Origin of the sequence: Paenibacillus sp. FJAT-26967 (assembly GCF_001541095.1) — a bacterium.
Lineage (GTDB): Bacteria > Bacillota > Bacilli > Paenibacillales > NBRC-103111 > Paenibacillus_F.
Genome location: NZ_LMXH01000004.1, coordinates 81374 through 96388 on the forward strand (window position 1 = coordinate 81374; position 15015 = coordinate 96388).

The following is a 15015-nucleotide window of genomic DNA, read 5'->3' on the forward strand; positions in this document are numbered from 1 at the left end:
CGATTCCATTAAAGACTATTCGTCAGCCAAGATAGTATGGAGCGCGACCTCTACCATGTCATGGAAGGACTTCTCACTGTCATGATGGGATGAGCGTTCATTAGTCAGCAGATGACTGCCTACCGTTAAGATGGACAAGGCTTTTACGCCGTATTTGGCAGCAAGCGTGTACAGGGCGGCACTTTCCATCTCGACCGCGAGCACTCCAAAATCCATGAATTTATGAAGGCGGTCATAAGTTTCCCTATAGAATTCATCGGAATTGTATATATTACCGACAAATATATTTGCTTGCGTATCCTGAGCCAGTTGATAGGCTTTGCTTAACATGCCATAATCAGCTGTCGGCGCGTAATTGCAGCCATAAAATATTTTTTCCATCAGATTGCTGTCCGAAGATACGGCTTGGGCCAGTACGATGTCGCGGACCTGAAGTTCTTTTTGCATGGCGCCGCATGTACCGATGCGGATCAGCTTTTTGACCCCGTAATCCTGAATCAGCTCTGTCGCATAAATGCTCATGGTCGGGTTGCCCATTCCCGTACCTTGGACAGAAACCCGGGTCCCTTTATAAAGGCCGGTGTACCCATACATGCCTCTTACTTCGTTATAACAATACGCTTCCTCTAAAAAGTGCTCTGCTACAAACTTGGCCCGTAAAGGGTCGCCGGGCAGCAACACGCGTTCTGCGATTTCTCCTTGTTTGGCTCCTAGATGTATGCTCATCGGGCTCCTCCTGCTTACTGGCTTCCCTTTTAGGAAAGCGCTTTATTTTCTTTCTGTCTTCATCATAGTAAGAATCGGAGGGAGAACCAAGACCAGAATGTTACGGAGCTTAACGGAAAAATACAACCATGCGCTGCAGGCTATATTAATTCCTGGCGGATATTTTCCAGATCCCGTTTGGTCGGTATCGTTGAAATGATGACCACGGGTACCGAAGTCAGCTTAACGGGAAACGTGCTAATTACAAAATCAATGCCGTGCTTCCGGATTATCTCATCGGTAAGACCCTCCATAATGGAAGTGTTGATAATCAGCTCGTCGCCAATTTCATTCTTGATGAGCGTGGCTACGTAATGGCGGATTGAGAATTCCTCGCCGATCAGCAAAAACGCTTTTTTGCTGTTGTACCGCAAGCTGGAGCTGATCAATAGCGTCAGCTTGGTCAGATGATAGTCGTTATACAGAATACCGGGATAGCGCTGTGCCCATTTCTGCATGCAGTTCTGTACGCCTTGGTACAGGGGGCGGCATTCTCTTTGGACATATTCTGTCAGGCTGCTTGTCGAGATCGCTGTCATATCGGGAAGCGCATTTTCCAGCCGCAGTTTCTCGAAGAATTCCCCGATTTCCCAGATAAACCGATCGGTCATATCAATGGTAGGGTAAGCGTCGAGCGCCAGCATGAGGAAATGATTGACGATTCTATATTTTTCTTCTTGGATCTGCACGAGATTTGCTTTCTCCAGCGATACCATTGTTCTGACCTTCGCGTCATCATAATAGTTATATTGGCTCAAACTAAACATAGCCTGAAGAAAACGGATTTCATCCAGCGGCAAATGAATGGAATAGCGCTGTTCAAGCGTTCGTGCCAGGGCGGTAACGGAAGAATGGAGCATGCTGCTCTCCCAGTCGTATTGACCTCTGGGGACGTCCGCATGTTTGTCCTGCAGCACTCTCGTAATAATGATAGCGGCCAGAAAGGATAAGCTTCTTTTGGCATTGAGGAAATATACGATATCATTCTCCGACTCGACTGTCGTGATATATTCGTGGATTTGAGCCTGGTCCATGCCGGGGAACGGCCAGCCGGAGAATTCGTAAGCATCGTAATACAATTTCAAGTAAAAATAACGGATATTAATTTCACTGCCCTTGACCTCGGGCATGGAATACGCGATACGCAAATGGTATGGCTTCAACTCATGGTTGTTTAACCGGATAATCAGCTTTTTCAGCGAGGAAGCGCTCATATACAGCTTGTCGGCCAGCTCTTCCAGTGAATAGCGCCCTCCCTCGGCGAAAAGCAGATCGAGCAGCCGATAAAAGGTTCTCTGCCTGTATATGGAGGAAATGACTTCGCCAATCGCCACATTCCGTTTTTCGTAATGGAGAATGACGCCTTTGCCCCGGGAAATTTCAATATGAATCGAAGGAGGCAACTCCTGCTTGGTTTCGTCAATGATTTTACGGATTGTTTTGTCTGAGACGCCAATCTGTTTTTCAATCTCGGCCAAGGTGAACCATCGATATTCGGAATCGAGCAGGGTCAACAGTTTTAGTGTCAATAGAAATTCCTTTTCCATGCGTTTGTTCTCTCCCTTCCCGAAAGAATCGGTTAGATGTTAGTTGTCTCACAAGTTGATAAACCCAGATAGGAGATGGAGTGAACATATCTATAAATAGCCGCGTAAAACGTTGTAGAAGACGTCTCGTTTCGCGCGGCTTACAGTCCATGTGATTTTCTAATTTTAATAAGTATGTCCCAGGACAAGTATCCTTATCTTATATGTAATCGTAATGTGCTTTGAAGTTTTAATCAATCGCTATATCAAGACTAATAAAATAACACCAAAATAGAATTCCGTTGCATGGAAGTCGTATCTATGATAGTCTATCTAACATTGAGAATGATTATCATTATTAAAGGAGTAGAATAACATTATGAATTCATCGTACAAAAAAGCATCGCTTCTCCTTGTTTCCATACTAGCTCTTAATATCTTGGCAGCATGCGGCAACAACAATAATGCATCACCGGCGTCCAGCCCTGCTGCGGGTCAATCTGCTAGTCCTTCCGCTACGGCTCCGGCAAGCGCACAACCTGCTGCCTTGACTGTCGATGAAACGAAAGCGAAGGAGCTGCAAGCTAAGTTCGGCGACAAGAAGCCGGAGAAGGTTGTCGTCACTTCTGTCGCGCTTGCCGAGATGCTCGATGTGCTCGGGGTCATGCCGGCCGGCATACCTACTTCGAAGACGGCTCTTCCTGCAGCATTCGAGGGCGTCACTCAGATTGGTTCGGCGCTTAAGCCTGATGCGGAGATTATTGCCAGTCTGAAACCGGATGTCGTGTTAGGTCCGAAATCGATCGAGGACAGCCTGAACAAACAGTTGGGCTCCGCAAACCTCAATTTGCGCTATCTGCCGACAGATTCGCTTGAAGATTTAAAGCTGTCCCTGGTTGTACTCAGCCGTGTGTTCGGCCAAGAAGAGAAAGCAAGCGCGCTTATCGAACGTCTGACACAAGAAGAAGCGGCAGCAGTCAAGCAGGCGGAAGGGAAAGCCGCGCCTAAGGTTATGTTCCTGTTCGGATCGGCGGAATCATTCATGCTGATGAATGAGAGCACATTTCCTGGCAGCCTGGCCAAAAAACTGGGAGCCACAAACATTGTATCAGCGACGCTGAAAAGCAAGGAAACTTACGTGCCGCTCGATATGGAGAGTGTCGTGGCGGCTAATCCGGATGCCATTCTGCTTGTCGCGCACGGAGATCCGGAAGCGGCTAAGAAAGCGTTTGAGGAAGACGTGAAGAAAAATGGCGCATGGGAGAAGCTTAATGCTTTCCGGAACAACCGTGTTGAAGCGCTCGATTACAACTTGTTCGGTGTAGCATCCATCGTGAAAGCTCCTTCGGCCTACAAAGAGATAGCAAACAAGCTATTCCCGACTAACTAACAGCAACCGGAGGAACAAGAAGATGAAATCCGCGACATTGCGATCGTCTAGTAAAATTATCGAGATCATCACCTTTGTCCTGCTAGTGATCGTTGTTATCGTCTCGATTGGTCTGGGCAGTGTCAAAATTCCATTCGGAGAGCTGCTCAGTACGTTGTTTGGAAATTCAACGGGCCAATACGACACGATTATGTGGGATATCCGTATACCCCGGGTGCTGCTGGCACTCTTCATCGGGGCTAATCTGGCTATCTCCGGAGCGATGCTTCAAGCGGTTATGAACAATCCGCTCGCAGATCCCGGTCTAACCGGCGTGTCGAGCGGCGCCGCCGTAGCCGCATTGTTCATTCTGCTCGTTATGCCCGGGCTGAGCTCTGTGCTGCCGATTGCGGCAATTGGCGGTGGCGCTGTTGCTTCGGCTATGGTTTACCTGCTCTCATGGAACAAACGGGGAATCACGCCGATTCGCGTCATTCTGTCCGGTGTCGCCGTGAACGCTATCTTCGGCGGCTTTATCGGTCTCATGTCGATTTTGTACAGCGACAAGCTCCCGGGCGCCCTACAATGGCTGAACGGCAGTTTGTCCGGCAAAGGCATGGGAGATGCCCTGACTATCGTTCCTTACTCGGCCGTTGGCTGGATAGCCGCATTCTTCTGTATCCGCAAAGCGAATACGCTGCGGCTCGGGGAGCAAGTGGCCGTCAATCTGGGGGAGAGCATGACCAAGGTTCGGATTCTGCTCTCTCTTGTGGCGGTCTATCTTGCGGCCGTATCCGTATCCGTCGTCGGCTTGATCGGTTTTATCGGTCTCGTTGTGCCGCATATGGCTCGTATTTTCGTCGGATCCAACTACAGCCGGCTAATCCCCATGAGTCTCATGCTCGGCGCGATCGTCCTGGTCGTTGCCGATACGGCGGGGCGCACGTTGTTTGCTCCGCTGGATATACCGGCTGGAATCATAATGGCGATTGCGGGTGGTCCGTACTTCTTGTATCTGATGCGTAAAGGAGAGGTATGACATGATCGAGGCACAGTCCGTCGCTATCAAGTATGAAGGGCGAACGATTATAGACAACATCACGCTGCAAGTGCAAGAAGGCGAGATCGTATCCATTATCGGTCCTAACGGATCAGGCAAGTCAACGTTACTCAAGAGCATGTCCCGCTTGATTCCGTGCGAACAAGGCTGCGTCCGTATTGCCGGACAGGAGATCGGAACACTTAGCAGCAAGCGAGTCGCCCAACTGCTCTGTATGCTGTGTCAGGCCAATCAGACACCTGCGGATATGACCGTCGAGGAACTCGTATCTTATGGCAGGATGCCTCATAAAAAATGGTACGAGCGGCTCGATGCAAGCGACCACGAGGTCGTAGATTGGGCGCTGGATTGTACGGGGCTTGTTACTTACCGCGAGCGATTAGTCGCTTCGCTGTCGGGAGGCGAAGCCCAGCGGGCATGGATTGCCATGGCGCTGGCGCAACGGCCGAAAATCTTGATGCTTGATGAACCGACCACATATCTCGATATCGCACACCAGCTTGAAGTGCTTGAACTGATTCGTTCGATTAACCGGGAGTTAGGCATTACCGTCGTGATGGTCTTACACGACCTGAACCAAGCGAGTGCGTACAGCGATCGGATCTGTGTGCTCCGGGGCGGCAATCTGACGATGACCGGCAGTCCGAGGGAAGTATTGACGCCCGAGCTGATCCGAGACGTATATGGTGTTGAAGCGGAAGTTACGCTTGACGCTGCGGACGAAAGCCTGCGTATCCATATTCATAAAAGAACGGAAGTTACGAGTGCTCGTGCGCAGCTGACTTCCCTACCACTATACTAGGAGGCAACAATTATGAAACAACTGAATATTGATGAAATCAGACAACGGTTCGTGAACTTCGTCACCAGCCGCAAATCACTCGTGATCAGCTCCCAGGACGAGCATGGCGTGCCTTTCATCAGCTATGCTCCGTACGTTCATCTGAATAATAGGCTGTACATCTACATTAGCCGCATTTCGGATCACTATCGTTACGTAGAGACCGGCCCCAAAGTCCATGTTATGCTCATCAACGACGAGTCGGAGGCTCAGAACATTTTTGCCAGAGAGCGTGCGCGTTGGGTTTGTACGACCGAAAACTTAGGCAATGAAGGGCAAGAGGAAATTTTTGCGGCCTTTGATAACGCGTTCGGGGATAAAATGATGGGCATGCTTCGCGGTCTCGACTTCTCCTTATTCGAGTTGACGCCTCTGGAAGGGCGTTACGTCATCGGGTTCGGACAAGCGTTTGACGTTGATTTGAGCGGCGACCGCTTTGAGCATGTCGTTGTTGATAAAAAAGACGGAAGCAGGGACTAAGGGTATGAGTTATGAAGGGATTCATCCCGTATGGCGTACCGTTCGCGACCGGTACCAGAGAATGGTACAAGGCTTGCCGGAAGGAGATCTAGGCCTGCGCCTGTCCCCGGATGCATCTTCGATCGGGCATATGATCCGGCATAACGCGGAAGTGGAATACATGTTCGCGAGCTGGTTTTTCGGCAGGCCCGTTCCTGAAGGCGTCGAATATGTTGCCGGCGGCAAAGGCGGGGCCGGTAACGAAGCGGTGCTTACGCTTGAGAAGCTGATCGCGTTCTCCGCCGCTTCCGATGCCCATCTCACGAATGCGATGCGCGAGCTGCCGGAGGATGCGTGGGACATCGCCGTGGATTCCCCGATAGGTTCTTCAACACCCCGGGAAGCGTTAGGGCGGACGCTGTACCACACCGGCCTGCATGCAGGCCAAATCTCGCTAATCTGCAAGCATGCACAGAGAGAATAGCCGATTAATGCTTGGATTGTTCATCTTACTCTGTTAAGCAGAACCAATAACAATATACATTTTGCTGCGACTGTTTCTCGGGTTTCTGCCGGAGGACAGTCGTTTTCTTTTTATATGAAAGCGCTGCATACTGTGCGTATGGCATGAGTTCGTGGTAGGCAAAACAACACGCGAAGAAGATGTACAAGATGCATCGGTTTATCAGGACTCCATGAAAAAAAAGGTATTGGTACTGGTTCAATAAATGCCGCGTTATGGAATATCGAATGAGAAGAACCTCCATATAAGCTGCTAAGGAGGTTCTTGGTTATGTACGATTCTAAATACCTTCTGAGGCGACTGATTTCCTTATTCTGTTAGCAGGAGTACGATCCCGTTTGCGGGTTGTGTATAGGAAGAAATATCCGAGTGCTACGAGCGTACACATAAAGACATTGACACCGATCAAGACTTGATAATTGTTAAAGTAGTCAAAGGAAATGCCCCCGGTTAACGAGCCAAGAACACCTCCTCCATGATGGATAAGAAGCAGCCAGCCTGTATGTTTACCTTTTCCTTGTGAGTATTCATTGACGATTAAGAGTCCTCCCGGCAGTGCACTTAAATAGGTAATGCCGAACGCTACGGCGAATAATACCGGTGACCATTCAAGATGCATGAAGAGCAGGGAGAATCCTATAATCCGTATCGCATACAAGAGAGACATCATGATCAGTTTGTTGCTTTTATCCATCCAATAGCCCACGATGAGTGACCCGGCAATTTCCATAATTCCAAGTACGCTCATGGATAACGCGATCATGGCGGGCGATACACTGGCCAACTGGTTAATAGCAACCAAGTTCATCTCTGTGGTCGACATATTGAAGCCGCAGGTGAACAAAGCGATTGCCACTATAATGAAGATAGGGAGATGAGCGTTTTTTCCGTGGAGAGGAGAACGTACGGTTGTTTGCTCTTCTTGGCCGTGCTCTACAGGGGGGCCGGTTACCTCTGTTTCTGCAACTGTATTGCCTCGCGGCTTTATTCCCTTAATACCAAAGAATATAACGGGCAGCGTAACGACGATGTTGAGTACGAAAGAGGCTAAGAAAGCATCCTTCCATGTCAATGAGCTTGCAGCAACGAAGACCGGTGTGATTATCGCTATCCCTAAAGAGGAAGCGCTCGCCAGCAGTCCTGTCGCCTTGGCCCGGTGATGTTGAAACCAATTAAACATCAACATGTAGTTCGTAGTGGTTCCTATGCCGGCGAACCCTGCTATGACCCCGTATCCAATAAAAAAGCCGATGTCATGGTGTCCAAATACGACGATCCCCATACCGACAATTCCAATGATTGCGCTGACCAGCATGACTCTCTTCGGCCCGTATCGATCCGCTAGCCATCCTCCCAGCGGTGCACATAAGGCTGTGATCAGCATGTTTGTAGACCAGGCAGTTGAAATGAACCCTCTACTAATGCCTAAATCTTCGGATATTTGAACTTGAAAAAAAGCGACACTAAATCTCATTAACGAACCGATAAATGCAATGATCCACAGAGAGCCCAATCCAATCCATGCGTATTTAGGTTCTTTAAACCAAGTCGTCCCCATTGTTCGTCCCCCAGCAATGCAGATTATTTTTCCAAAAGATACCGATCGGTATTTTTTTTAATATAGCATATGTGATCGTTTATCGAAAGCAAATTTTCATATGATATAATGAAAGGAATCATTCCGCATGTCATTAAGGGGGGATTGGCAATAGTAAAGGGAGAAAACACCCGCAAACATATTATCGCGAAGTCCGCCGAGTTGTTTAACCAGAGGGGTTATGCAGGCTCCTCCTTGTCGGACATTACCGCGTTAACGGGTATTAAGAAGGGCGGCATTTACCGCTACTTTACCAGCAAGGATGAAATCGCCGTTGAGGCTTATCGATATGCAGGAAGTATCGTGGGTCATAAAATCAAATCGGCGCTCGATAAAGAATCAACTGCGATAGGCAAGCTGCTCGTCTATCTGCAGGTGTATGGGAACGTCGTCGAAGCTCCCCCTTTTATAGGAGGCTGTCCCTTGCTCAACTTGGCAACCGAGAGCGATGACAGTCATCCGGTTCTGCGTGATGTAGCCCTGAGGGGGCTGGAGAGTACACTCGGTACCATGAAAAGGATCATCTTGGAAGGTATTCAATCCGGTGAGTTCAAAGAGGATCTTGATGTCGATGCATTAGCAACCTTCACGCTATCCGTTATGCAAGGCGGGATCATGATCAGCAAGCTGGAGGGAAATAACCGGCATGTCCGCATGAACATTGAAAGCTTGACGGCGTACTTGAAAGGGATGTGCTTACGCGACAAGGAGTAGCTTTCTTTAACGGCCCCTGCAACGGATCTTGAATTCTCCTATTTATAAAAGAGGCTGTCTCAAAAGTCATTTTAAGAAAATTCAGTCCCCACTTTTTACGTGATATTGGGTTAAAAAAGAACCTTTAGATCCACTTTTATAGTGGTTTTGAAGGTTCTTTTGCAAATATTTTAGGATTACCTCACTGAGGTACCCTTTTCTATTTGCATACGGTACAGTCACTTCACGGAGTCCAACTCTTGACAAGAGGGGTTTACTGCAATAGACTCATAAACATAAGGTTTACTGCAATAAACTATAAAGGAGAAACAGAATGGAACCATACAAATTGTTCGACGCCGAATATAAATTCGCCTGTCTGATATGGGATAATGAACCCATCAATTCTACAGATCTTGTAAAGTTAAGCCTGCAAAAGCTTGGCTGGAAGAAGTCCACGACCTATACCGTACTGAGAAAGCTGTGTGAACGGGGAATTCTTAGGAACGAGGAAGCAACGGTTACTGCTATCGTTAAAAAGACAGAGGCTCAGAAGTACGAAAGTCAGACAGTTATAGAAAAAGCCTTCAATGGGTCTTTGCCGCAGTTTTTAACCGCCTTTCTGGGCGAAAAAAAATTGTCTGAGAAGGAGGCTGAAGAATTGAAGAGGATTATTGAGGAGGCAACAAGATGACGAATCTATTTGTTGTTATCCTTAATATGAGTATTACGGCAAGTTACGTGGCAATTGCAGTTATCATAGCGAGATTTCTTCTGAAGCGTGCTCCTAAGATATTCTCCTATATTCTATGGTCGGCCGTAATCGTCAGGCTGGTCATCCCCGTTAGTTTCACTTCAAGCTTCAGTTTATTACGACTGGTACAGCCTCAGGGCAAAGCCGGCACAGGCGTCATGGAGTTTGTCCCGCAGGATATCGGGATGCAGCTGAAGCCTGTTATGGATGCTGGTATTAGCGGGATAAGAAACTTTGTAAATACATCCCTTCCAGCTGCTGCCCCCATGGCAAGTGCGAATCCGATCCAAATCATATTGTGGACCGGAAGTATGATTTGGCTGACAGGTGCAGCAATTCTCCTTCTTTACAGCGTCCTATCGTACTTGAGAATATTGGACAGAGTCCGGACTGCAACCCTCGTCAAGGATAATATTTTTGAGACTGACCAGATTGCTACGCCCTTTGTTTGCGGTTTTGTGAAGCCGAAAATATACATTCCGACCGGAATGGGCGAGCATGAGCTGGCTTACATCTTACTGCATGAGCGAACTCATATTAGGAGACGAGATTATCTGATCAAGCCTTTTGCATTCATGATGCTTATCATCCACTGGTTTAATCCGCTGATGTGGCTGTCTTATGCGCTCATGAGTAAAGATATGGAAATGTCTTGCGATGAAAGTGTCGTGAAGAAGATGGGCCACCAGATTAAAGGAAGCTACTCCGCCTCCCTGCTTTCTCTTTCAGTGAGCAGAAGCGGTTTACTAAACGGTAGTCCGCTTGCCTTTGGCGAGAGTAATGTTAAGGCAAGAATTAAAAATATTCTCGCTTATCGTCAGCCCTCTTCCTGGATGATCGCATTCTCTTTGCTCGTTATTGCAGCCTTGGTTGTAGGATGTACAGCCAACCCTAAGCCTCTACAGCAATCGTCACAGCCTGTGCATTCGGAAGATGCCGTGGATAAACTTATGAAGAACAAAACACTATACGTGGGTAATCATATCAAGGTTGGCGGCCTTATCGGGGGAACGCCCAAGCCAATAGGTTTGGAAGTCAAAGACATTGAACTTCAAACGAAAGCTCCGCCTTATGGATTGACCATCAATTATATAATGAATGACTCTGCTGGTGTGATGAGAGAGGGAGCAATCAGCGGCGAACCCTTCTATCGCAATTCGATTCTGCTCTTCAGCCTGATTGATAACGTCGATCATATAACCTATTCGATTGTTGACAACACGGGTCAATATGATAGCGCACCTTATATCTTTACGTTTACAAGAGAACAGGTCGACAAGCTGCTTGGAGAGGATGTCCGGCTTCATGCCGCGGATAAAGAGAGCCTGCGTCAACTGATGGATCGTTTAGACAGCCTGTCCTTAGTGAACCAGTAACAGCGATTAATGATTGCTGAGAATAATATTCCAAAAGAGCGGTGTTTTTGTTCATGAAACTTGCCGTTATAGCCAGCGCGGCGAGCCGTATCATAAAGGATGGAAATGGGCAGACTTAGTTTAACCTTCCTTTAATGTTGTGCATCGAAAAGCCAGTGCTAATAAGCATATGAAGAAGAGGGGAGAGTGTACAGACCCCTCTTCTTTGGCGTTCCGCTTCCGGTGCCGGAAATAAACGGAAAAAGCTTGAATTGAGTGAATTTTAGCAATTCATGTTCTCCATTGCACTAGAATAAATTCTTTGATACTATTTAGACGTATAATATTTCGATATCTAAATATTATGTGAACATTTTTTTGCGTGTATCATTCAGTTTCTCAGGAAAGGAGCCTCGAATATTGGAGAGAATGATCAGCATGGGTAGTACTGAGCCATTATTGGTACAGTGCGATAAGAGTTACGATCTGCACCGGACATGAAGAATGAGGAGCGAAAAAAGTTATGAACCAAAACAAAAGGAAAATTCACTATGCCTGGTGGATTTTGCTGGGACTTTGCATTATGGTCGGTTTGGGAAAAGGCAGCTTAAATAACTCTGCGGGTCTTTTCTTAAAGCAAGTGTCGAACGACCTGGGTGTCGGAATAGGGAGCTTATCCCTCTATTTTAGTGTCTCGGCCATTATTACCATGGTCTTTTTGCCGATTGGCGGAAAACTCATGGCGAAGTATGATACCCGGATGATCCTCATCGCCGCAATCATTCTGCAAGCCGGAGCATTTGCTCTGTTTGGTTTGATGAATTCGGTATGGGGCTGGTACGTTCTTGCTATTCCACTGGCTGTGGGCGGAGTGTTTATTACCGTAATAGCAGGTCCTGTATTAATCAATCAGTGGTTCAAAAAGAGTAAAGGTCTGGCGCTTGGAATTATGGGAGCTGCAGGCGGTGCTATCGGTGCTATTTCCCAGCCCGTTATCGGCAATCTGATCGCCAATCAAGGATGGAGAACCTCCTATATTATTGTAGGTATTACAGTAATGATTATTGTCGTTCCCATCGTCCTGCTACTCATCAGGAAGTCACCTCAAGAAAAGAAAACGCTTCCTTATGGAGCGGGGGTTGCAGGTGATAAAGGTGGAACGGTAAGTGAGGAAGGGGATAATAAAGGGGTAGCACTGGCTGCCGCCAAAAAATCCTCTGCTTTCTATGCGCTCATTACATTCTTCTTCCTGATCACATCTGCGGCAAGCTTTTCGATGCACATCCCGACTTATCTGATGAACAAGGGCTTCGATGTATCCTTCGCAGGTAACGTCATGGCCACCAATATGATCGGTGTGCTGATTGGCTCATTGGTGATTGGATATGCCAGCGATAAATTCGGCACCAAGAACACAACGTTCCTGGTCATGCTGCTCGGCGTGGTAGCGATGAGTCTGTTGTTGTTCTCGGCATCAAGCACGCTTCTCATCTCGCTAGCTGTCGGACTGTTCGGTCTTGTATCAGCCTCCATCGGGACATTAGGACCGGCTCTTACATCAAGCTTGTTCGGGAATAAGGAATACAGTCAGATTTATTCCAATGCGTCCCTGGGATTGGCGATATCATCGGTCGTGGCTCTGCCGGCTTACGGGTTTGTGTTCGATATTACAGGCAGCTATACCCCTGTGCTGTATGCCATCATTGTCATGCTTATCATTAATATCGTTTGTGTAGGCATTGCTTTTAAAGGGAAGAAGAAACTGGAACAAGCGGGTTTGTGGAATTAAATCAAATTCGAGGAAATGAGGCTATCGCAAATGAGGTTAAAAGGTAAAGTTGCGATCATAACCGGCAGCGCTTCGGGAATCGGCCGCGGTATTGCGCTTGCAATGGCTAAAGAAGGAGCCCATATCGCCATCGTCGATGTGAACGAACAGAAAGGAAAAGAAACACTTGCCGAAGTCAATCAATACACTGAAGGTAGCCTGTTTATCAGAGATATCTCCGTCCAAGAAAATGTGTATGAAATTGTTGCGGAAGTTACTAAAACATTCGGCAAGCTGGACATTCTCGTTAATAATGCGCATGCATCCAGACAGGCTTCTTTTGTGGATACGACGCAGGATCTGTTGGATTTATCTTTCGGAACAGGCTTCTATCCAACCTTTCATTTTATGCAGGCGGCTTACCCTGAACTGAAGAAATCGCGGGGTAAGGTAATCAACTTTGCATCGGGAGCCGGGCTTGACGGACAAGTTACCCAAACCTCATATGCGGCAGCTAAGGAAGCGATCCGTGCGATTTCCCGCGTTGCTGCCAATGAGTGGGGGCCGGACGGCATCAATGTCAATCTGATCTCACCAATCGCGTTAACACCAGGCGTGGAACAATGGCGGGACAGTGCTCCAGATTTATATGATGCCATGATTAACAGAATTCCGCTCCGCCGTCTGGGTGACCCGGAACAAGATATCGGTCGTGTTGCTTTATTCTTGGCAAGCGATGACTCAAATTATATAACGGGGCAAACCATAATGGTGGACGGCGGTTCAATCAAATTACGTTAGGAGAATGTAAAATGGGAAAATTGGATAACAAAGTAGCGATTATTACTGGCGGGGCTTCAGGTATCGGTGAAAAAATGGTTGATTTGTTCGCACAGGAAGGCGCCATTGTTATTGCCGCGGATATTAATGAGGCAGCTCTTGAGAAAGCCAGTCAGAAAGAGAATGTACACGGAATGAAACTGAATGTTGCCTCGGATGAAGATTGGGCGGCGCTGGCTCAGGAAGTTAACGAGCGTTTCGGCAAAATCGATATCCTGGTCAATAACGCAGGTATCTCTTCCGAGAAGCCATTCAAGGAAATCAATGCGGAAGACTGGCAGAAAATGCTCACCATTAACGGCTTCGGTCCTTTCGCTGGCATTAAGCATGTGGCTCCCTATATGGCGGCTAACAAGCAAGGCTCCATTATTAACATTTCTTCGTACACCGCTTTAATCGGCCAAGGCTTTAATCACTACTCGGCTTCCAAAGGTGCGGTACGCGCATTATCCAAAGCGGCTGCAACAACTTTCGGCCGTCAAGGCGTTCGGGTTAATGCCCTGTTCCCGGGGATCATTGAAACACCAATGACCCAGACATTAAGCGCTTCGAAGGAACTGCTGGGTCAACTGATCCAAGCTACCCCTCTGCAGCGTCTGGGTCAACCCAACGACATTGCCCAAGCGGCACTGTTCCTGGCTTCGGATGACTCTTCGTATATCACAGGATCTGAGTTAGTGATTGACGGTGGATTCTCCGCTCAATAGCGTGTAAGATTATGACAGCCCTTAATTTTAATTAGGGGCTGTCGTTTTATTTTTAACAAGGAGCAAGGAGGATTGAGATATTGTGGAAGAACAGACCGTTTTTGAACTCATACATAACATGGATAAGTTTACAAATAAATTGATCGTCCAGTGGAACAAAACCTTTAATGAGGACCTTGGCGTTTCTCATGTTCTTGTGCTCGGCCATCTCAAGCAGAACGGAAAAAGCCGGCCTTCGGACATTGCGAAAATATTGGGACTTACCCCGCCTACGCTCAGTTATTTATCGGAAAAACTTGTAAAGAAGAAATTGGCCGTCAGAATGTCGGATGAGTCTGATCGCCGAATTATTTATTTGGGCATTACCGACAAAGGTGCGGATGTCCTTAAAAGAGCAAGTCTGGAGGGGCAAAGGCTGCGCAGAAATTTATTTGAGAAATTGAACGAGCAGGAGAGGGCGGAGTTAGCCAACCTTTATAAAAAGCTGAACAGTGAAGGATAGACCAGTATAAGAACCTCCTCAATAATTTTTTGAGGAGGTTTCTTGATTAGAGGGTTTACAACGGGAGCGAGTATCGCGTGCGGGATCTTGACGTTAAAGCCCGGGATTTCTTTGGCCTTCAGCAGATCCGTCTCATCGTATAGTTTGTTTGGCATAATGGAATTTTATAAGCAATGGAATTAAAGAAGTTCTGAGTAAAAGCCGATAAATTTAACATAACAAGTTTCCAGGTCTCTGTGTAAACACGTAAACTGGC

15 protein-coding genes are annotated in these 15015 nt (G+C 47.4%); 12 read left to right on the plus strand and 3 right to left on the minus strand.

The genetic code is table 11. The annotated features are described in order from the left end of the window. Window positions 1–15: 15 nt before the first annotated feature. A complete protein-coding gene (gene deoD / locus AR333_RS16835; protein WP_068776540.1) occupies window positions 16–726 on the minus strand; it encodes a purine-nucleoside phosphorylase in 711 nt (236 codons plus the stop codon). Window positions 727–866: 140 nt separating this feature from the next. Next, on the minus strand, window positions 867–2312 hold the full coding sequence (locus AR333_RS16840; RefSeq protein ID WP_068776541.1) for a helix-turn-helix domain-containing protein: 1446 nt from the start codon (window positions 2310–2312) through the stop codon (window positions 867–869). Between the two features lie 358 nt (window positions 2313–2670). Here AR333_RS16840 and AR333_RS16845 point away from each other — a divergent pair, with 358 nt between their 5' ends. The 5 genes from AR333_RS16845 to AR333_RS16865 are packed head-to-tail and all read left to right on the plus strand — an operon-like array spanning window position 2671 to window position 6504. Continuing rightward, on the plus strand, window positions 2671–3681 hold the full coding sequence (locus AR333_RS16845) for an ABC transporter substrate-binding protein (protein ID WP_068776542.1): 1011 nt from the start codon (window positions 2671–2673) through the stop codon (window positions 3679–3681). 22 nt (window positions 3682–3703) lie between these two features. Continuing rightward, a complete protein-coding gene (locus tag AR333_RS16850; RefSeq protein WP_172798885.1) occupies window positions 3704–4699 on the plus strand; it encodes an iron ABC transporter permease in 996 nt (331 codons plus the stop codon). Window position 4700: 1 nt separating this feature from the next. Next, window positions 4701–5522 carry an ABC transporter ATP-binding protein gene (locus tag AR333_RS16855; RefSeq protein WP_068776543.1) on the plus strand — a complete coding sequence of 274 codons (822 nt, stop codon included), beginning with the start codon at window positions 4701–4703 and terminating at the stop codon, window positions 5520–5522. A gap of 12 nt (window positions 5523–5534) precedes the next feature. Then, window positions 5535–6041, plus strand: a complete 507-nt coding sequence (locus AR333_RS16860) for a HugZ family protein (RefSeq protein ID WP_068776544.1) — start codon at window positions 5535–5537, stop codon at window positions 6039–6041. A 4-nt stretch (window positions 6042–6045) separates the two neighbouring features. Next, window positions 6046–6504, plus strand: coding sequence for a DinB family protein (locus AR333_RS16865; RefSeq protein WP_068776545.1), 459 nt, complete (start codon window positions 6046–6048; stop codon window positions 6502–6504). Between the two features lie 319 nt (window positions 6505–6823). Here AR333_RS16865 and AR333_RS16870 read toward each other — a convergent pair whose 3' ends face one another. Beyond that, the gene (locus AR333_RS16870) at window positions 6824–8101 is read right to left on the minus strand and encodes an MFS transporter (protein ID WP_068776546.1); all 1278 of its coding nucleotides are present in this window, start codon (window positions 8099–8101) and stop codon (window positions 6824–6826) included. 144 nt (window positions 8102–8245) lie between these two features. Here AR333_RS16870 and AR333_RS16875 point away from each other — a divergent pair, with 144 nt between their 5' ends. From AR333_RS16875 to AR333_RS16905, 7 genes are all read left to right on the plus strand, one after another. After that, the gene (locus AR333_RS16875) at window positions 8246–8854 is read left to right on the plus strand and encodes a TetR/AcrR family transcriptional regulator (protein WP_253735887.1); all 609 of its coding nucleotides are present in this window, start codon (window positions 8246–8248) and stop codon (window positions 8852–8854) included. Window positions 8855–9167: 313 nt separating this feature from the next. Beyond that, window positions 9168–9527 (plus strand): BlaI/MecI/CopY family transcriptional regulator, encoded by a 360-nt coding sequence (locus AR333_RS16880; RefSeq protein ID WP_068776547.1) that lies wholly within the window; start codon window positions 9168–9170, stop codon window positions 9525–9527. Beyond that, window positions 9524–10963: a M56 family metallopeptidase gene (locus tag AR333_RS16885; RefSeq protein WP_068776548.1), complete on the plus strand. Its 1440-nt coding sequence runs from the start codon at window positions 9524–9526 to the stop codon at window positions 10961–10963. Before AR333_RS16880 ends, AR333_RS16885 begins: the two co-directional genes overlap by 4 nt. Before the next feature lie 502 nt (window positions 10964–11465). Then, window positions 11466–12731, plus strand: a complete 1266-nt coding sequence (locus AR333_RS16890) for an MFS transporter (RefSeq protein WP_068776549.1) — start codon at window positions 11466–11468, stop codon at window positions 12729–12731. Window positions 12732–12761: 30 nt separating this feature from the next. Further along, entirely contained in the window at window positions 12762–13511 is a 750-nt protein-coding gene (locus AR333_RS16895) for an SDR family NAD(P)-dependent oxidoreductase (protein ID WP_068776550.1), read from the plus strand. Window positions 13512–13522: 11 nt separating this feature from the next. After that, window positions 13523–14257, plus strand: coding sequence for an SDR family NAD(P)-dependent oxidoreductase (locus tag AR333_RS16900; RefSeq protein WP_068776551.1), 735 nt, complete (start codon window positions 13523–13525; stop codon window positions 14255–14257). A gap of 82 nt (window positions 14258–14339) precedes the next feature. Further along, window positions 14340–14759 (plus strand): MarR family winged helix-turn-helix transcriptional regulator, encoded by a 420-nt coding sequence (locus AR333_RS16905; RefSeq protein ID WP_068776552.1) that lies wholly within the window; start codon window positions 14340–14342, stop codon window positions 14757–14759. The last annotated feature ends 256 nt before the right edge of the window (window positions 14760–15015 follow it).